This window comes from Mesorhizobium sp. ISC15 (genome assembly GCF_037162615.1).
Taxonomy (GTDB): Bacteria; Pseudomonadota; Alphaproteobacteria; order Rhizobiales; family Rhizobiaceae; genus Mesorhizobium; species Mesorhizobium mediterraneum.
Genome location: NZ_JAVSPX010000001.1, coordinates 5,045,530 through 5,063,676 on the forward strand (window position 1 = coordinate 5,045,530; position 18,147 = coordinate 5,063,676).

The 18,147-nt window shown below is 63.2% G+C and carries 17 protein-coding genes, 1 other RNA gene and 1 pseudogene; 10 read left to right on the forward strand and 9 right to left on the reverse strand.

The features are described 5' to 3' along the window. Window positions 1-11 precede the first annotated feature (11 nt). From modA to RPG13_RS24265, 3 genes are all read right to left on the reverse strand, one after another. Window positions 12-809 carry a molybdate ABC transporter substrate-binding protein gene (gene modA, locus RPG13_RS24255; RefSeq protein ID WP_206437506.1) on the reverse strand — a complete coding sequence of 266 codons (798 nt, stop codon included), beginning with the start codon at window positions 807-809 and terminating at the stop codon, window positions 12-14. A gap of 298 nt (window positions 810-1,107) precedes the next feature. Next, a complete protein-coding gene (locus RPG13_RS24260; RefSeq protein ID WP_126105928.1) occupies window positions 1,108-1,902 on the reverse strand; it encodes a thymidylate synthase in 795 nt (264 codons plus the stop codon). A 158-nt stretch (window positions 1,903-2,060) separates the two neighbouring features. Further along, complete coding sequence (locus tag RPG13_RS24265; RefSeq protein ID WP_095518624.1) at window positions 2,061-2,372, reverse strand: DUF2853 family protein; 312 nt, start codon at window positions 2,370-2,372, stop codon at window positions 2,061-2,063. Between the two features lie 169 nt (window positions 2,373-2,541). On the opposite strand from RPG13_RS24265, the gene ssrA reads away from it, so the two are divergent. Together ssrA and RPG13_RS24275 are read left to right on the forward strand one after the other, a co-directional pair. Continuing rightward, window positions 2,542-2,900, forward strand: a transfer-messenger RNA (tmRNA) gene (ssrA, locus tag RPG13_RS24270). Window positions 2,901-3,043: 143 nt separating this feature from the next. Beyond that, the gene (locus RPG13_RS24275; protein WP_337126222.1) at window positions 3,044-3,592 is read left to right on the forward strand and encodes an AAA family ATPase; all 549 of its coding nucleotides are present in this window, start codon (window positions 3,044-3,046) and stop codon (window positions 3,590-3,592) included. Window positions 3,593-3,657: 65 nt separating this feature from the next. Here the strand turns inward: RPG13_RS24275 and RPG13_RS24280 are convergent, their stop codons facing one another. Then, window positions 3,658-4,863, reverse strand: coding sequence for a multidrug effflux MFS transporter (locus tag RPG13_RS24280; RefSeq protein ID WP_126105926.1), 1,206 nt, complete (start codon window positions 4,861-4,863; stop codon window positions 3,658-3,660). 163 nt (window positions 4,864-5,026) lie between these two features. Between RPG13_RS24280 and RPG13_RS24285 the strand changes: the two genes are divergently transcribed. The 4 genes from RPG13_RS24285 (at window position 5,027) to RPG13_RS24300 (ending at window position 6,877) form a co-directional block, all read left to right on the forward strand. Beyond that, window positions 5,027-5,716: a TetR/AcrR family transcriptional regulator gene (locus RPG13_RS24285; protein WP_126105925.1), complete on the forward strand. Its 690-nt coding sequence runs from the start codon at window positions 5,027-5,029 to the stop codon at window positions 5,714-5,716. A gap of 118 nt (window positions 5,717-5,834) precedes the next feature. Next, the gene (locus tag RPG13_RS24290; protein WP_126107430.1) at window positions 5,835-6,368 is read left to right on the forward strand and encodes an SspB family protein; all 534 of its coding nucleotides are present in this window, start codon (window positions 5,835-5,837) and stop codon (window positions 6,366-6,368) included. A gap of 18 nt (window positions 6,369-6,386) precedes the next feature. Beyond that, window positions 6,387-6,632, forward strand: a complete 246-nt coding sequence (locus RPG13_RS24295) for a DUF4169 family protein (protein ID WP_095483369.1) — start codon at window positions 6,387-6,389, stop codon at window positions 6,630-6,632. 20 nt (window positions 6,633-6,652) lie between these two features. Further along, window positions 6,653-6,877 (forward strand): ribbon-helix-helix domain-containing protein, encoded by a 225-nt coding sequence (locus RPG13_RS24300; RefSeq protein WP_126105924.1) that lies wholly within the window; start codon window positions 6,653-6,655, stop codon window positions 6,875-6,877. A 2-nt stretch (window positions 6,878-6,879) separates the two neighbouring features. On the opposite strand, the gene RPG13_RS24305 is transcribed toward RPG13_RS24300, so the two are convergent. The 3 genes and pseudogenes from RPG13_RS24305 to RPG13_RS24315 all read right to left on the reverse strand — a co-directional run bounded on the left by RPG13_RS24305 (window position 6,880) and on the right by RPG13_RS24315 (window position 13,088). Next, complete coding sequence (locus RPG13_RS24305; RefSeq protein ID WP_337126223.1) at window positions 6,880-10,953, reverse strand: AsmA family protein; 4,074 nt, start codon at window positions 10,951-10,953, stop codon at window positions 6,880-6,882. Window positions 10,954-11,056: 103 nt separating this feature from the next. After that, a pseudogene (locus RPG13_RS24310) lies at window positions 11,057-11,570 on the reverse strand (hypothetical protein). 105 nt (window positions 11,571-11,675) lie between these two features. Beyond that, window positions 11,676-13,088, reverse strand: a complete 1,413-nt coding sequence (locus RPG13_RS24315; RefSeq protein WP_337126224.1) for an FAD-binding oxidoreductase — start codon at window positions 13,086-13,088, stop codon at window positions 11,676-11,678. Between the two features lie 106 nt (window positions 13,089-13,194). On the opposite strand from RPG13_RS24315, the gene RPG13_RS24320 reads away from it, so the two are divergent. Together RPG13_RS24320 and RPG13_RS24325 are read left to right on the forward strand one after the other, a co-directional pair. Beyond that, a complete protein-coding gene (locus RPG13_RS24320; RefSeq protein ID WP_095483365.1) occupies window positions 13,195-13,683 on the forward strand; it encodes a thioesterase family protein in 489 nt (162 codons plus the stop codon). A gap of 250 nt (window positions 13,684-13,933) precedes the next feature. Then, window positions 13,934-14,131, forward strand: a complete 198-nt coding sequence (locus RPG13_RS24325) for a hypothetical protein (protein WP_006335908.1) — start codon at window positions 13,934-13,936, stop codon at window positions 14,129-14,131. A 41-nt stretch (window positions 14,132-14,172) separates the two neighbouring features. Here RPG13_RS24325 and RPG13_RS24330 read toward each other — a convergent pair whose 3' ends face one another. Then, complete coding sequence (locus tag RPG13_RS24330) at window positions 14,173-14,652, reverse strand: Lrp/AsnC family transcriptional regulator (protein WP_095483364.1); 480 nt, start codon at window positions 14,650-14,652, stop codon at window positions 14,173-14,175. 89 nt (window positions 14,653-14,741) lie between these two features. Between RPG13_RS24330 and RPG13_RS24335 the strand changes: the two genes are divergently transcribed. After that, window positions 14,742-15,647: an EamA family transporter gene (locus tag RPG13_RS24335; RefSeq protein WP_337126225.1), complete on the forward strand. Its 906-nt coding sequence runs from the start codon at window positions 14,742-14,744 to the stop codon at window positions 15,645-15,647. Here RPG13_RS24335 and RPG13_RS24340 read toward each other — a convergent pair whose 3' ends face one another. Further along, complete coding sequence (locus tag RPG13_RS24340; RefSeq protein ID WP_095483362.1) at window positions 15,648-16,553, reverse strand: dienelactone hydrolase family protein; 906 nt, start codon at window positions 16,551-16,553, stop codon at window positions 15,648-15,650. Between the two features lie 213 nt (window positions 16,554-16,766). Between RPG13_RS24340 and RPG13_RS24345 the strand changes: the two genes are divergently transcribed. Beyond that, complete coding sequence (locus RPG13_RS24345) at window positions 16,767-18,140, forward strand: cytochrome P450 (protein WP_126105913.1); 1,374 nt, start codon at window positions 16,767-16,769, stop codon at window positions 18,138-18,140. Window positions 18,141-18,147 lie beyond the last annotated feature (7 nt).

Genomic DNA, 18,147 nt, shown 5'->3' on the forward strand with positions numbered 1-18,147 from the left:
TGGCGTGTGCCTCAGTTGCTCGGCGTAAGGACCGTAAAACCCTGCGCCTTGAAGAGCTCGCCGGCCTTGGCGGACTGCAGGCATTTCAGGAATGCCGGCGTGTCCTTGTCCTTCGAATCCGCCATCTGGGCAATCGGGTAGACGATCGGCGGGTGCGAATCCTCCGGGAAGGTGCCGATCACCTTGACGCCGGGCTCGGCATGCGCGTCGGTGGCGTAGACGATGCCGAGCACTGCTTCGCCGGTCGAAACAAGCTTGAGCGCGGCGCGTACATTCTCGGCCTGCGCCACCTTGCCTTCGACCGAGGACCAGACGCCGAGCGATTCAAGTGCTGCCTTGCCATATTTGCCGGCCGGCACCGCCTTGAAATCGCCCATTGCAAGCCTGCCGTTGGCGATCAGCCCGGCAAGATCAAAACCGTTTTCGATCCTGGTTTCGACCATCGAATCCTTCGGCGCCACCAGCACGATCTCGTTGCCGAGCAACTTCACTTCCGTACCCGGCTTGGTCAGCTTCTTGTCGGACAGATATTTCATCCAGTCGAGGTCGGCTGAGATGAAGACATCGGCTGGCGCGCCGCCCTCGATCTGCTTGGCCAATGCGGAGCTTGCGGCGTAGGAAATAGTCGCCACCTCGCCGACATCGGCCTCGCAGGCGGTGTTCACGGCGTCCAGTGCGTTCTTCATGCTTGCCGCGGCGAAGACAATCAGCCTGTCATCCGCATGGGCAGCCGGCATAGCGGCGATCAACATCGTCATGAGACCGCCAATGGCGGCCGCCGTCAATCCGAAACCCTTGCGCACCAGCATGAAACTCTCCCCGGGGGCTTGAAAATCCGATCAGCGCGAGTCTGCCAATCGATATATCCAAATGAATATAACAAGGGAAGGCTTTTGCCAGACTTAGCCCGGACAATGGCTCAGTTAGTGGCCCGGTCAATGGCATTGCGTGTTGTTGCCACCGCTCGCGATCGATTGAGGTGGATACAGCGCAACGTCGCGGGCCGGTGCCGCAAGTCAAAGCATCGGATATCGTGGTCGGCACCGACAAACGGACAGCAGCCGAGCGATTTCGAGACAGGATCGGTAAAAGCCCGATGTTTGCGGCTCACACCGCGATCGGCGCCTTGATTGTCGCATCGGCGAGGTAGTTTTCCAGCCGGAAATCCTCGAAGCGGAAGGCAAAGAGGTCCTTCACCTCCGGATTGATCCATAGCGTCGGCAGCGCCTTGGGCGTGCGGCGCAACTGTTCGCGCGCTTGCTCGAAATGATTCGCATAAAGATGCGCGTCACCCAGCGTATGGACGAAATCGCCGGGCTTCAGCCCCGTCACCTGCGCCACCATCAGAGTGAGCAGCGCGTAGGAAGCGATGTTGAACGGCACGCCGAGAAAGATATCGCCGGAACGTTGGTAGAGCTGGCAGGAGAGCCTGCCCTCCGAGACATAGAACTGGAACAGGCAATGACAGGGCGGCAGCGCCATCGCTTCCACTTCGGCCGGGTTCCACGCCGAAACGATCAGCCGTCGGGAATTAGGATTCTTGCGTATCTCCTTCAAGAGATTGGCAATCTGGTCGATGGCGCTGCCATGGCCGTCCGGCCAAGAGCGCCATTGCTTGCCATAGACCGGGCCGAGATCGCCATTCTCGTCGGCCCATTCGTCCCAGATCGAGACGCCGTGGTCGTTGAGGTATTTGATGTTGGTGTCGCCGGCCAGGAACCACAAAAGTTCATGCACGATCGACTTCAGGTGAAGCTTCTTGGTGGTGGTGACCGGAAAGCCGCGCGCAAGGTCGAAGCGCATCTGGTAGCCGAACACCGAGCGCGTTCCGGTGCCGGTCCGGTCGCCGCGATCGGCGCCGTTTTCCAGCACATGCTTCAAGAGGTCGAGATACTGGCGCATCGGCTTCGGCTCGATTCGGGGGCTCGATTCGGGTTACCGGCCATCATAACCGACTGGCTGCCGGCCGAACATATCAAAGCGCAGAATGCTCCAACAAACAGTTACACTCTGGGGCTGGCGCGAAAATCGCGCCAGCATCCGCCGCTGCAGGATGATCCTCAGAGGCTGGCGAGCTTGCCCAGGTCCTTGGCGACCAGGTAATAGAAGGTCACACGGCTCTTGGTGTTGTCGGCCTCCATCGCCTTGCAGGTCTTTTCGATGGCCGCGTCCGCCTTGCTGCCGTCGGCGATGCCGAGCTTTTTGGCAACCCAGTTGGCCTTGACGCGATCGAGTTCCTTGGGGTCCGTGCAGGACACCAGCGAGGAATCCCGATTTCTGAGCGCAATGCCCAAATGCTTCACGATCTTGGCGACCGCGTCGGCATCTGCCGCGGCGTCGTACTTCTTCACGTCTGCGAGATAATCGGCCATCAAATTTCCCCTCGTCGGCGCCACGGGATCCGGTCGATGAGGGTTGTGGCGCGCTGCCGCAAAATGTGCGCTAAGTCGGTAACGCCTCACCGCCGCAAAGCTTCGGTTGAGACCGTTCACAAGTCAAGCCTTCGCGATGCCGTTCGACTCAGCGACAAAGCATCATTGAGGCCTTTCATTTTCCACGATCGGTCCCTATATCTGTTTGGTCGGCTTGACCGACTATGGCGATAAACAGGCGATGAAATAAGCCGTTCGGACCCGGGGGCGGTACCCGGCGCCTCCACCAAAAACCGCTCTTGTCGAAGAGCGGCTTTTGCTGGGGGCGAAATAGGATCGACGAAGGTGTAAAGATCGTACTTTTGCCCGGCATTGTACCACCGTTATCGGGCTAAACTTATAGTTGCCAACGACAACTATGCGGAAGCACGTCTCGCCGCGTAAGCGGTGCGATAGCTTCAATTCAAGCCCTAGTGGTTCGCACTTCTAGGCGGGGTTCGGAGGTACCTGGCAACAGAAACCTCCACTTCTCCCCCTTCGATTTCCCCCTTTCGATATCAAGCCTTATGACGGCAGCAGGCTTGCCGACCGTGCTTCTTGCGCTGCGCCCCGTCGCGAAGCTGTCTTGCTGGCAAATGCGGGCTGCCGCATTCATCCAAAGGACCAAAAGAATGCAAAACGATTCCGATCGATTCTTCGTGCTGACCGGTGGTCCGGGTTCCGGCAAGACCACATTGATCGAAGCCTTGCGGAAGGCCGCCCTCGCCACCTCGCCCGAAGCCGGACGCGGCATTATCCGCGACCAATCGGCGATAGGCGGCCTTGCCCTGCCCTGGCGAGATCCGGCACTGTTCGCCGAACTGATGCTGTCTTGGGAAATGCGTTCGTATCACGCAGCGCTCGAACAGAACGGCCCCGTCTTCTTCGATCGCGGCGTGCCGGACACCCTTGGCTATATCAGGCTAACTGGCCTGCCGGTGCCCGGCCACGTCAGGAATGCCGCCGAACGCTTCCGCTACGCCAGTCATGTCTTCATCGCACCACCTTGGCCGGAGATCTTTCGGCAGGACAGCGAGCGAAAGCAGACCCTCGACGAGGCTGAACGCACCTATCGCGCGCTGGCCGAAGTCTACACGGAATTGGGCTATGAGCTGGTCCCGTTGCCCTTGGCGCCGGTCGAGGCGCGACTGCTATTTATCTTCGCCGAGGCAGGCTTGTAGCTTGATCTCAGACGTCAAAAAGGCCGGGAATGAACCCGGCCTTTCTGTCGTCGATAGCGATTGCTTTATTCGGCCGGCGCTTCGACAACCTCCCGCCCACGGCCGAGCGTCACCTTGGCCAGCGTGAACGAGATCACCGCACAAAGCGTGATGCCGGCCACCATCGGCAGCGGCGTGCCGTCGAAGAACACCCCGGCGATGCCCATGGCGACCGCACCGATGGCGAAGTGCAGCGTGCCCATCAGCGCCGAGGCCGTGCCGGCGATCGCGCCATGCTCTTCCATGGCCAGCACCGAAGTCGTCGGGATCACTAGGCCGAGGAACCCGTAGCCGACGAACAGCAGCGCCGCCATCACGTCGAGCCGGTCGACGCCGGACGCCATCACGGCGAACAGGACCACCATCGTCGTCGCATAGCCGACCACCGCGAGCCGCACCACGGGCCTTAGCCCGAACCGTTCGGACAGCACCCCCGTCAACTGCGACATGCCGATGAAGGCGACCGCGTTGATCGAGAAGAACACGCTATAGACCGACGGCGATAGCCCGTAATGGTCGATCAGGATGAAAGAGGAGCTCGATAGATAGACGAAGAAGCTGGCGATCCCGAAGCCGCCGATAGACGCCAGGCCAAGGAAGTTGCGGTCGCCCATCAGGAAGCGATAGGCGGAGAGCGCAGTGCCGAACGAACTGCCTGCACGCGCCTCGACCGGCCGTGTCTCCTTGAGCGAGGTCGCCAGCAGGATGGTGGCAAGCACCGCCCCACCCGTCACCGTCCAGAACACGGCACGCCAGCCGAAATTCTCGATGATGACGCTACCGGTCAGCGGCGCCAGGATCGGCGACACCGAAAACACCAGCATCAAGAGCGACATCAGCTTGGCAGCGTCGGTCCCGGTATGCAGGTCACGCACGATGGCGCGCGGCACCGCCATGCCTGCGCTGGCGCCGAGCCCTTGCAGGAAACGGAAGGCGATCAGCCATTCGACCGAGGGCGCCAGCGCCGAGCCGATGCCGCCGACCATGAACAGTGCGAGGCCGCCATAGAGCGGCAGCTTGCGCCCGACCATGTCGGAGATCGGTCCGACGACGATCTGGCCAAAGCCCATGGACAGAAAGAAGATCAGCAGGCTCATCTGCACGGCAGCGGTGCTGGCCTGCAGATCCGCGCCGATCGAAGGCAGCGCCGGAAGATACATGTCGATGGCGAACGGACCGATCGCGGACAACAGGCCGAGCACGACCGCGATGCGGAGGAATTGGGGATTCATGGTAGCAGGTTCTTTCAAATCTGGTTTGCCGCCGACCGGCGTGTAATCCTAGGACGTTCCACCCCCATGGAATTCCGACTTCTTCAGCGGAGGGAAACCTTCATCTAAGTCCATAAATTTAGACACCCTTGTCTAATTCGTCAATCACCTCTATATAGTTTTTATGAAAGCCAACGCTTCTCCTGACACCATCCCGCCACGCGGCCACGAGGCCAAGCGCGTCTCCATCATGGAGGCTGCCGGCGAGGTGTTCTGCCGCGAAAGCTTCGCCGGCGCCAACATCGACATGATCGCCGCCGAGGCCGGCGTTTCGCGCCAGACGATCTACAACCACCATGGCGACAAGGAGAAACTCTTCGTCGCAATCGTCCGCGACCTCACCGAGCGTTGCAATGCCGGCATATTCGCCACCATTTCCACCTTTCCCGACCAGCCCAAAGACCTCGAGGCCGATCTGATCGCCTTCGCCGTGCGTATGAACCGCAACTGTGTCTGCAACCGCGATGGAAAATTCCTGCGCAAGCTGATCCAGACCGAGGGCGAGCGCTATCCCGAGCTCTTCGCCGAATGGCGAGAACAGGGACCGGGCAGGACATGGCCAGCGATCGCCGCCCGCTTCGCCCGCCTCGCCCATGCCGGTTTCCTCGACATCGATGACCCTGATGTCGCGGCACGCCAGTTCCTGGCTCTTGCCAATGCCGAATTGCAGACGACCTTCATGCTCGGCGGCACGCCTGATGACGACGAGGTGCTGCAATCGGCGACACATGGCGTGCGCACCTTCCTGCGCGCCTTCGGCAAGCGGCAGCCGGCTGCCGATGCGCAAAAGCACAGCGCGCTCGCTGGCGCATGAGCGATCAAATCTGAGGCATGCCCTCTCGCATCTGCCCTGCCGGCGTCTATATCCGGTTTACGCCGCGCTCAAGCTTGATTACAGCTATGCAGACGATTCAATGGAACCCGACAGCCACATGGCCGACGACCACATCCGCTACGACATTCTGGCCCAGGAGGCATTGCGCGGCGTCATGCGCAAGGTCCTGGCCGAGGTCGCGCGCACCGGCCTTCCCGGCAACCATCATTTCTTCATCACTTTCCTGACCGGCGCCCCGGGCGTGCGCGTGTCTTCCCGCTTGCGCGAGCGCTATCCCGAACAGATGACCATCGTCATCCAGTTCCAGTATTGGGACCTGAAGGTGACCGACACCGGCTTCGAGGTCGGGCTGTCCTTCTCCGACGTGCCGGAAAAACTGGAAATCCCGTTCTCGGCCGTGCGCGGCTTTTACGACCCGTCCGTCAATTTCGAGCTCGAATTCGACGTGAAGACGGAGACCTCGGCGGACGAGGAATTGGCCGGCCAGCCCGCTTCCGAACCGCTGGCCATCGTCGCCGAGAAGAAGCCTGAGAAGAAGAAGGCCACTGAGGCCGAAAAGAAGCCTGCCGCGGCCGACGCCGCCGCCAAGGGCGCCGAAGTGGTGTCGCTCGACGCCTTCCGCAAGAAGTGATCCGACGGGCCGCGCTATATGGCCGACATCGTCAACCTCCGCCAGGCCCGCAAGCAGAAGGCACGAGCCGACAAGGAGCGCCTGGCCGAACAGAACCGGACGCTGCACGGCCGTTCCAAGGCCGACCGGGAGCGTGACCGTCTGATCGCCGACAAGGCAGAGAAATTCGTCGCCGGCCATCGCCGCAAAACCTCGAGCGATCCGGATTCCCCCAACATCGGACCGAAAAGTGCGCCGCGGTTTTCGGACAAATCCGATGCTTGAAGTGAAGTGAGTCACGCCCGGTGAGCCCGGTCGAGAAACGCTCGGTGACCATACGCGGCCATCGCACCAGCTATTCGCTCGAAAAGCCGTTTTTCGACGATCTCGTCGCCATTGCGGCAGCGCGCAAACTGACGCTCGCCGCCCTCGTCGCCGAAATCGACGAGGCCCGGCCGCGCGATGCCAACCTGTCTTCGGCGCTCAGGCTCTACGTCTTGGATTGGGCGAAGCGAGGGATGGAAAGGTAGATCTACCCCCCGCCCAGCGACTTCAGCAGACTGTCGATCGACGAAGGTTCAAGCTTGGGTTTTGGCGCGGATTCTGCTGGCGGTGGGTTGTCATTGGCCGGCGGCGGCTGAGGCGCGCGCTCCACTTTCTGCGCCCGCGCCGCGGCGGCCCTACGTTCGGCGGCGACCCTGCGTTCGGCGTCGAGTTTGGCCTTTTCTTCCGAAGCGATCCGCATCGCCTCTTCCGCCTTCCGGCGTTGCTGTTCCTTCGCCGCCTCGTCCGCCGCTTTTTGCGCCGCCTTGGCCTTCGCTTCGGCATCCGCCTTGGCCTTTGCCTCCGCCTCGGTCTTCGCTTTGGCCTCGGCTTCAGCCATCGCCTGCGCATCCGCCTTGGCTTTCGCTTCCGCTTCAGCCTGAGCCTTTGCCTCGGCTTCAGCTTTCGCCTGCGCATCCGCCTTGGCCTTCGCCTCTGCTTCGGCCTGAGCCTTTGCCGCGGCTTGAGCCTTTGCCTCGGCTTCAGCCTTAGCCCTCGCATCTGCCTCGGCTTGCAGCCGCGCCGCTTCCTGCTGCTTGCGCAATTCCTCGGCTGCCCTGTCACGCTCGGCCTGCAGGGCCGCGTAGTAGCGCACCTCGCGCCGCAACCGCTGTTTTTCAAGCAGTGCCGCCTGCATGGCCTCGACCCGCTGCTGCTCCTTTTCAAGTGCGCGCTGGGTCAGAAACTGCGCCAGCGGCTCACTGTCGAATTGCCGCTTCGCGGCGCCAAACGGCCCATCGACGCTGAAATTCACAGTCGGATCGGAGCCGACCAGCGCTTCGTCGCCGGGCCGATAAGTGATCGAACCACTGGTGGCGACCGTGCTGGCATTCAGGTCCGCCGTGATGTCGGCGGACAGCGTCGCCGCCGGATTTTCAAGATTGACCGGCGGTGCCCTCAGCGTGCCGCCGGCAATTGTGAAGGCAATGTCCGTATCCCCAGCCGGAAAACTGCCGTTTGCGGCGATCTGCGGCGCGAAACCGGCGGTCTTGGCCGCATCGATATCGCGCCCGATCGCGTCGGCCTTGGCGATGAAGGCGCCAAAGGCGTCAGGATTGACGCCGGCAACAGTCAAGCCTTTCAGCGCCGCCGTGCCGGAACCGGACAACGCCGCAATCATCGCATCGACCGATTTGCCGCTGGTCGAAAGCGTCGCCGAGAAATCGCCGCTTCCGCTGATGCCGGCCTGTGGCACTACGGTGGCCAGATCGGCCCCGGCAAGTTTCATCTGGCCGGAGAAAAGCCCGGTGCCGTCATTGTTCTTCAGCTCGAATAGCCCGGAAAGCGCACCGCCGGAGTACTTTGCCTTGAGGTCCGAGACGCGGATGCCTTCCTGGTCGAGCTTCAGCGAAAGCGCCGCGTCATAAGCTGTGGCAAGCGGGCCGGCGACCAGCGATGCCGTGGTCAGGTCGAGTTCGGCGGTGAACGGCAGGCTGGACTTCTGGCTGAATGGAGCAGTCGGCCAAGCCCCGCCGGTGCTCAGCAAGGCCTGGTCGCCAAACAGTGCCACCGCCATCGGATCGAGATCCAGTTCATCGAGCGCCAGCGCGCCAGCAAGATGCGGCACCCCGTCCTTGACGTCGACATTGACGTCACCTGAAACCGCCGCCTCGTTGATGGCGCCGCTGAGGCCGGACAACACCAGAAGGCCATTGCCGAAGTCGGCGTCGGCCGCAAGCCACGTCGACATGCCTGTCCCCATGCCAGGCAAGCCGACGCCTGTCGTCATCAGCCACGGCTCGATGTCGGCGGCTTCCAGGCTGACCTTGCCCTTGGCGGTGGGGCCTTGTGGCGTGCCGGCAACCGTCCCGTCGAAGCCGGCTTTGAAGTCGTCGCCGGCGAGGCTGAAGCTCGTCATCATGCCGCCGCCAAGCGTGCCTCTTGCCGAGACGTCGGTGGTCGCCTCGCCAACCATGCCGAGCGGCAGCGCCGGCAGGCCGTAAAGCGCTAGAAGCGCGGTTGCGTCGGCATTCCTGGCGTTGAACGTCAGCGACACCGGTGCCTCGAAAAGCCGATCGGCTACTCCTTTGCCGGACAGCGACGCCGAAAACGCCGAGCCGCCTGCCTTGCCTTGCGCGCTGACCGCCAGTCCCGTCGTGCCATCGCCATTGGCGGCGGCACTCGTCACCAGATCGACCCGCGCATCCTGGAACAGCTCGGGATAGGCCGCCCCACGCGCTGCCAGCCCCTTCAGCACGGCGTTGCCCGGATAGTGCTGCGCCGCGACATCGACCAACGGCTTGAGGTCGACGGCGACCACGGAGGCATCGAGCTTGCCGGTCGGGCTCGCTGGGAAATCCTTGATCCGGCCGGTGGCGCTGATCGAGGCGCCGGCAAGCCCGCCAACCGAGAGCCGGTCGATTTCGAGCAGACCGTCGCGCAATCTCAGCGCCGCATCGACCGTATCGGCGGTCAACCCGCCGGCATTGACCGGCCCAGCCTTGATCTGGAAATCGAGGTCGCGGTCGGAAAAACGGTTGGCACCCTTGTCGCTGATGAAGATCGAGGCGAAGGCGGCGAGGCCGTCGACATCGAGCTCGCCACCTTCGAGCCGCATCAGCACCGACGGCCTGGCATCGTCGGGCTGGCTGGAATCGATGCGGCCCGAAAATTTCGCCTTGCCGAGAACGAGCTCGAGGTCGCTGAAGGCCTGGCGCTTGCCGGTCAGGTCGACCTTGGCCTTGAAGCCGGCGGCCGGCAGCCGGCGGATCGCCTCGTCGACATCCTTCGACAGCCAGGCGGCAAAGCCGGAAGGCTGCCCCACGGCCAGAAGCAGCGAGCCGGTGAAGCCGAAATGATCCTCGACGCTAAGCATACCGTTTGCTTCCAGCCTAGCGCGGCCGGGCAGCGTCGCGGCCAGCGACTTCACCGACCAGCCGGCATCGGCCGGCTCGGCGGAAAGGCGGACGTCGCGAACCGTCGTGTCGCCGGCCACCACCGCCGGCAGCTTCACCTCGACGGTGCCCGGTATGGTCGGCTTCGGCAAATCGAGCAGCGCCTGCTCCAACGCCGCGACACGCGCCGACAGCGTCAGCCCAGTGCCGGCCGCGGCACCAACCGCCTCATCGAACTGTACCTGCGCGCCATTGGCCTCGATCGAAAAGCGAGGGTTCGGCCCAAGCTCGACGGCAGCCTTGCCGTCGGCGGTGTAAGGATTGTCGAGCGGCCCGGTCTCGAAGCGGAATTCATCGACACCAAGCTTCCGGTGGTCGAGCGAGAATTTGCCGTTCAGCCTGAATCCCGGCTCCGGCTTGCCGGCGCTGGCCTTTATCGTCCCACTGTCCGCGCCGTCAATCAGCGCCGAACTCTTGTCGGCGCTATTCTTGTCAGAACCTGCGACCTTGAACTGGCCCGAATAGATCGCGGCGCCGTTGACGATACCGGCATTGCCGTCGGCCTCGACGACCAGCGGATAGGCATCCGGATCGGCCTTGAGCCTGAGCCGCATCTGCCCGTCGCCGCCGGCCCTGCCTGTGGACGCGATGACAGTGCTGCGCAGGCCGTCGAGCCGCAGCGAGCCGTCCATCCGCCAAGGCCCGGCCAGCGATTTGGCAGAGATCGTCGAATTGATCTCGGAAATGAGATGGCTGCGCCCGCCGGCGGCATGGCGCAGCGCGATCTCTCCGTCCGTCACCGTCAGCTTCTCGATCGAGATCTGGCCGGGATCGAAGGGCGACGACGGGCGTATCGCCCAGTCGACCGTGCCGTCGGCGGCAATGTCGATCGTCGCCTTCGGCCGCACCAGCCGCATGTCGAAAATCAGTACTTCGCCGCTCAGGAAGGGCGCCAGTTCCGCATCCATCGAAAAAGTCTCGACGGTCATTGCCGGCTGGCCGGCAGGACCGCCGGCAACAGTGACGTTCGAAAAGGTCACCGAGGGAAACGGCAGCAGCCTCGCCGTCGCATCGCCCTGAACGGTTACCTTGCGGCCCAGAATGGCGCTCGCCTCGCGCTCGAAATCGGCACGGTAGCCCGTCCAGTCGATAAAATACGGCACCACCAGCGCCGCACACAGCACCAGCACGAAAAGGCCACCGAAGATTACGAACAGGCGTGCGAGCATCAGCTCCGAAGCAGTTGATTGAAAATCAGCCGCACTCTACCCGCATCCGCGTGTCGATAAAGTGGCAATTTCTCAAACCGGCCGGCTTCCGGCGCGCGGAAACTCAGCGAGCGTCGCGCTTTGCCTGCGCCACCTTGGCCGCCTTGCGCTGCCGGCCGAGTTCCATCGCCGAGCCAGGTTCGGCGCCCTCTGGTTCACCACCGCCCGCATGCCTTTGTGCGCGGTACGCGTGTTGAACTCGGGACCGTCTGCCGCAGCACCTTGCTTCATGGACAGCGCCATGCGTGCATTGTCGAAACACGCGCCGCCAACTGGCGGCGGCGTTCGGCCTCGCCATTGAGCCGCCGCATGGCCATCGCCAGAACCTCGAGCTTCAACTGCGAGCCACCGTCGGCCTTCGAGGCGCCGGCTCCCTTTGGCGCACCCTTGCCGCGTATCTCGCGGCGGCGGCGATGCGCCTCGCCCTGGGCCTTGTCGCGCCGCTCCCGCAACAGCTTGACCAGGCCGGCAAGCTCGGCGTCGGCAAGATCCTGCACCGCCGGATGGTGCGATTTCTCTACGAGAGCATGTTCATCGGCACTTAGCGCCCGAGCCTCTTCCTTGCGTGAAATCGCCATGACACCATTCCTTCGTCTGTGACGCCTGCCTCAAAACCTCATGTCCTTGGAGTCTCGATCCAAATGGTGGTGCGGTCAAGCCGGGCACCATTTCGATCTTCACCACTATGCGGCGGGCAGTATCTTCCCAGGGTTCATGATGTTCTGTGGATCGAGCGCTTGCTTGATCGTGCGCATGATGTCGACGCTGTGGCCGAGCTCATGGCGCAGGAAGCCGACCTTGCCCTGTCCGATGCCGTGCTCGCCGGTGCAGGTTCCATCCATGCCGATCGCCCGCATGTTCAGCCGCGCGACAAACTCTTCCGTCGCCGCGATTTCCTTCGGATCGTCCGCGTCCATCAGCACCAGCACATGGAAATTGCCGTCGCCGGCATGGCCGACGATCGGCGCGATCAGCCCCATCTCGGCGATGTCGGCCTCGGTCTGCGTGACGCATTCGGCAAAACGCGAGATCGGCACGCAGACGTCGGTCGACAGCCCCTTGGCGCCCGGCCGCAGCGTCAGCGACGACCAATAGGCGTCGTGCCTGGCCTTCCACAGCTTCGTCCGCTCCTCGGCGACGCTGGTCCACAGGAACGGGCCGCCGCCATATTCCTCGGCGATCATGCCGAACGTCTCGGCCTGCTCGGCAACGCCGGCGTCGCTGCCATGGAATTCGACGAACAGGCACGGGCTTTCGGGATAGTCGAGTTTCGAATAGCTCTTCATCGCCCGCATCTGCAGCGCATTGACCAGTTCGATGCGCGCCACCGGAATGCCCATCTGGATCGTGGCGATCACCGCGTTGCAGGCCGCCTCGACGCTGGGAAACGGACAGACGCCGCCAGAAATCGCCTGCGGAATGCCTTGCAGCTTCAGGGTCAGCTGGGTGATGATGCCGAGCGTGCCTTCCGAGCCGATCAGGAGCCGCGTCAGATCGTAGCCGGCCGAGCTCTTTTTTGCACGCTTGCCGGTCGTCACCGTCTCGCCGTCTGCCATCACCGCCGTCAGCGACAACACATTCTCGCGCATCGTGCCGTAACGCACCGCATTGGTGCCCGATGCCCGCGTCGCCGCCATGCCGCCGAGCGATGCATTCGCGCCCGGATCGATCGGAAAGAACAGGCCGGTGTCGCGCAGGTGCCGGTTGAGATCCTCGCGCGTCACGCCGGGCTCGACCGTGCAGTCGAGATCCTGCGGGTTGACCGCGAGGATGCGGTTCATCCGCGACGTATCCAGCGAGATGCCGCCGCCCGGCGCATTGGTGTGGCCTTCGAGCGAGGAGCCGACGCCGAAGGCGATCACCGGCACGCGGTGCGCGGCGCAGGCCGACACGATCTCCTGCACCTCCGCCGTCGTCTCCGGAAACGCCACGCCATCCGGCGCCTGCGTCGGGATATAGGTGGTGGTGTGTGCGTGCTGGGCGCGAATCGCCTCGCCGGTCTGGAACCGCTCGCCGAGCCGCTGCTTGAGGATGCCAAGCACGGCGGCAATCCCTTCTTCGTTGCGCTCGACCGGATTGAGGTCGCTCAAAGCCATCGATTCCTCCGCGAATGGACCAGCATGCACGCTTGTCATGCATTTAATGATGATGCCTAGTCTCACCAACCACACCCTGTCCAGCGCCAGAACAAGGAAGTCTTCGATGCCGATCCCTGCCCCTTTCGTTTCCCGCCCCATGGACATCGAGAAGGACTGGATCGACTACAACGGCCATCTCAACATGGCCTATTATAACGTGCTGTTCGACCGTTGCTCCGACGAAGCGTTCGAAATGATGGGAATGGGGATGGAGGAGTATGTGAAGCAGCGGCGGCTGACCATCTACACGGCCGAAGTCCATGTCTGCTATGTCAGGGAGCTGCATCTCGACCACAAGGTCATAGTCTCCTTCCAGCTCCTCGATCACGACGAAAAGCGGCTGAGAGCCTATCAGGAAATCCGCCATGTCGACGGCTGGCTCGCCGCCACTTCCGAATCGCTGTCGCTCCATGTTGACATGTCTGGACCGAAAGTGGCGCCCTTTCCGGCCGATGTGCTGGCCAAGATCGAGGCCATGCGCGCCGCTCATGCCGCGCTGCCGATGCCGGAGCGCGCCGGCCGTTCGATCGGTATCAAGGCGCGCCGCGGTTAAAAGTGTTCCGAGGGCAATGCTAAGCCATTGTTTTCATGCGTGTCGTTGCCCTAAAGCCACTATCCGCTGTTGACTGACAGCCATTCGTCGTAAGCCGGCTTGAACCGCGACCCGACCGCCGTTAACCTTACCGAGGTTTTAACGTGAACAAGCCGAATTGAGGCGTTGAACGACTCAGCACGGCGGTCGAGAACCGTCCCTATCGAGTTGCGATACGGGCGGCTGGGCGGAAGCGGTTCGGGGAACGTGCATGAAAACCGACATCAAGGTCGAGGCGGACAGGCTAGCGGCCGACCCACGCATTAGCGACTATGACTTCTGGCGCTCGCTGAAGAACCTCAACAACGAGATCTTTCACATCGCCAACAACAACGAGCCGATCCCTTTCGCCATGATCCGCTGGCGCGCCATACTGAAGCAAGCGCGGATGAAACGCGGGCACGCCTGATCGGAGGTCACGCCGAGGCCAGCATTGCCCTTCCCTGAGAATCAAGCCGACCCCTTAAGCGCTCCCAGCGGCGAACGCGCCACCACCGGTGACGACTGAATAATCGCGGTGTTGGTCATCGCAAACGGAATGATGCGGTCGATCACTCGTTCGAGCTCGGCCACCGAGCCGACATGCGCCAGCGCGATGAAACAGTCCTCGCCGGTCACCCGGTCGCACTGGGCGATTTCCGGCAAATCGCGGATGATCTCGGCCACCACAGCCAGTTGCCCGGGCACCGGCCTGATCCGCAGCCATGCCGATAGTTTCATGCCGAGCGCGGCCGGATTGATCCGCACCGTGTAGGCCTCGATCACGCCGCTCTCCTGCAGCCGCCGGATGCGCTCGGCCACGCTCGGCGCCGACAGGCCGACCGAGCGCGCCAGTTCAGCCGTGCTGGTGCGCGCATCCTTTTCCAATAGGCGCAGGATTTTCAGATCCGCCGCATCCAGGTCGGCATTTTCGTTTCGAAGGCGCTTCAACGAAAAATCCTTGGCATTGGAAGATCAATGGTCTCTTTGGTTGATCATTATCCATATAAACCGGAAAGAAAGCCTGCGATAGTGATCCAATGGATGATTCAGCGCAAGCCCCCGCGGCAAGCCCTGCCCTCGCCGGCCCTGCCTTTGGCAAGCTGGCGACCTCGCTGCCGCCGCATGTCTGGTTTGGTGTCAGCGCCGTGTTCCATTATCTCGGGCCGGCTTTCGCCGTGCTGCTTTTCCCGCATGTCGGCGTGCTCGGCATGGCCTGGCTGCGCATCGTCACGGCCGCCCTGGTCTTCGCGCCAATGACCCGGCCGTGGACGGTCTTTGCCCGCGCCGACCGGCCGACACGACTGTTGCTTCTGGCCTTTGGTGCTTGTCTGGGCGTGATGAATTGCTCCTTCTACCTGGCGCTCGACCGGTTGCCGATCTCGCTGGTCGCGGCGATCGAATTCGTCGGCACCATCGGTGTCGAGCTGGTCGGCGTCAGAAGCCCGCGCAATCTCGGCGCGCTTGCCGTTGCGGTCATTGGCACCTTGCTGCTGATCGACGTCAAATGGTCGAGCGACCCGATCGGCCTGTTCTGGGCCTTCCTCAACGGCGCCCTGTTCGTTGGCTACATCGTGCTTGGCCATCGCGTCGCCCGCGCCGGCGCTGGCGACGGCATCGCCGGCCTTGGTGCCGCCATGGCGGTGGCCTTCCTCATCGTGCTGCCGATAGGCTTCAGCGATGCGTTGCCGGCTTTCTCGGCCCCGCCACTGCTCATCGCCGCCATCGGCGTCGGCATCTGCTCGTCGGTCATCCCCTATATCTGCGACCAGCTTGCCATGTCGCGGCTGCCGCGATCGAGCTTCGCGCTGATGCTGTCGTTGCTGCCGGTCACCGCCACGCTGATCGGCGTCATTGTGCTCCGCCAGATACCCAGCCCCATCGATTGCCTCGGCATCGCGCTGGTGGTGGCCGGCGTCGCTTTCCACAAACCGGCAAATGTCTGATCAGGCCAGCTTTTCCCTGAGGAAGGTGCTCGTCCGGCCCCAGGCGAGGTCCGCCGCGTTCTTGTCGTAGCGGGCCGCGGATGTGTCGTTGTTGAAGGCATGATTGGCACCTTCATAGACATAGACCGTGTACTCGATCTTGGCTGCATCGAGTTCCTTCTTGAAGGCGTCGATACCGGCATTGATGCGGGTGTCGAGCCCGGCATAATGCAGCAGCAGCGCCGCCTTGATCTTCGGCACATCCTCGGCCTTCGGCTGCATCCCGTAATAGGCGACGGCGGCAGCCAAATCCGGCGTGTTGGCAGCCAGTGTGTTCACCGTGCCGCCGCCCCAGCAGAAGCCGACCGCGCCGACCTTGCCGTTGCCATCCGCGTAGCTCTTGAGGAAAGCGACCGTTGCGACCGCATTGGCGGTGGTCTGCGCCGGATCGAGCTTGGAAAACTGGTCACGCGCCTTGTCTTCGTCGGCCGGCGTGCCGCTGAGCGGCGACAGGAAGTCCGGGGCGAGCGCCACGAACCCTTCCAGCGCCACGCGCCGCGCCACATCGCGTATATGCGGGTTGAGCCCTCTGTTCTCATGCACGACGATGACGGTGCCGAGCTTGCCGGATTGGCCGGCTGGCTTGACCAGATAGCCCTTCATCTCGCCACCGCTGCCGGGATAGCTGATGTCCTCGCCCGTCACGCGTGAATCGTCCTCGGCAACGATCGCCGCCCGGGCTGAATTCGCCGCCAGCAGTGGTGCGATTGCGGCGGCCGCCGCACCTGATCCGGCAAGCCTGGTCAACTGTTCCATGAAGCGCCGCCGGTCGAGCGTCAGATGCGTGTATTCATCATAGGCGTCGATCATCGCCTGGGTAATGGCGGGTCTCGTGACGGCTGGGCTGGCAGGGCTCGGTTTCGTCATGGCGCGCTCTCCTCGGCTTCTGGAAATACTCCCGCCGCGCAACATAGGGTAGAAGCCGGCATGATCCAGTCACGGATGAGTGAGGTCCCAGCACGCAGCGCGCTCCACAATGTCGGTCGCGGCCTGCATTAGCTATGGACCGCCGGAGCGTTTTCCTTAGGATGCCCAAGGGGACATCCGTAAGCTTGCGGCTATGTCGAGCTTGGGTGGGGCATGCTGGCATACAAAGTGGGGAAATGGCGCACGCTCGGGCTGATGGCCCGTTTCGCGGCCGAACCGCTGACGGCAGCGCGTAACGCGCATCGCGCCTTCGGCCTCTTCATCCGCGCTGACTACCCGCACTCGACCGCGGCAAAGCCGCGCCGCGTCTTCATGATCGCCGATGCCGAACTCTACAAGACCATGCTGTCCGATACCGAGACTTGGCGCAACGTCCAGATCAGTGCGACCAGCAAGAGGTCGGGCGCCTCACAACGCCTGTCCTACGGCATGACGAGACTGCGCGGCGAACGTCATGAGCACTATCGCAAACTTTTCGCACCGCCGCTGAAGCGACCAGCCGTCATGGCGATGAGCCCTGAGATGGCGCGGATCGCCGCTGAACAGGTCGCGAGTTGGCCGCTCGGCGCCGCCTTTCCGCTGACAGAGGCCGCAAAGACGATGGCCAAGCATTTGGCGATCGGCCTTCTCTTCGGCGACGACCACCGGCGCGCCATGCCGATCGCCGAGATGATTGCGCGGGCGATGCAGGCGAGCTGGATCGTCCCCACCCCCGCTTTCTTCCGCTGGCTCCGCGAGGCCGAGGGTCAGGAACGCGCCATCCTTTCCTGGGCGGAGGAAAAGCGCGGCAACAAGGACGCGCAGGACATCCTGTCGATCCTCGTCAACAACACCGACGAGGTGGGCAAGCCACCCTCGGTCGAACTGATCGGCGGCATCGTCAGCTTCGTCTTCGGCGCTGCCTATGACACCTGCCAGAACGCGCTGGCCTGGACCGTGATCCTGCTCACCCAGCATCCGGACGCCATGGCAGGACTGGTCGCGGAGATCGACGCGGCAACCGGCGGCAGGCCTGCTACAATGAACCGGATCGGCACGCTGCCGCTGCTCGACGCAACGATCAGGGAAGCGATGCGGCTTTTCCCGCCGGTGCCCTTGCAGATGCGCAGGGCGACCAGGACGACGATACTGGGCGCAGAGCCGATTACCCGCGGCGATCTGGTTTTGATCAGCGCCATGACGATCAACCGCGATCCATCGCTCTATCCCGATCCCGACAGCTTTCGGCCGGACCGCTGGGCCACAATCCGGCCATCGCCGTTCCAGTACACGGTATTCGGCGCAGGCGGCCACATGTGCCCCGGCGTCACCTTCGGCCTGCAGATGATGAAGATCGCGTTGGCCACCATCCTGTCGAAGCGCTCGGTGGAGCTGTCGCCGGCAGCGCGGATCGCCTACCGCACCAGAGTAACCCTGGCGCCGATCGGCAACGTCGAGGTGATCATGCGCCCGCGCGGCGAGGCTGCCCGTTCGGTCCGGGCGACCGGCCGGTTCCGCGAGCTCGTCGTGATCCCGGCACTGACATAGGAAACTG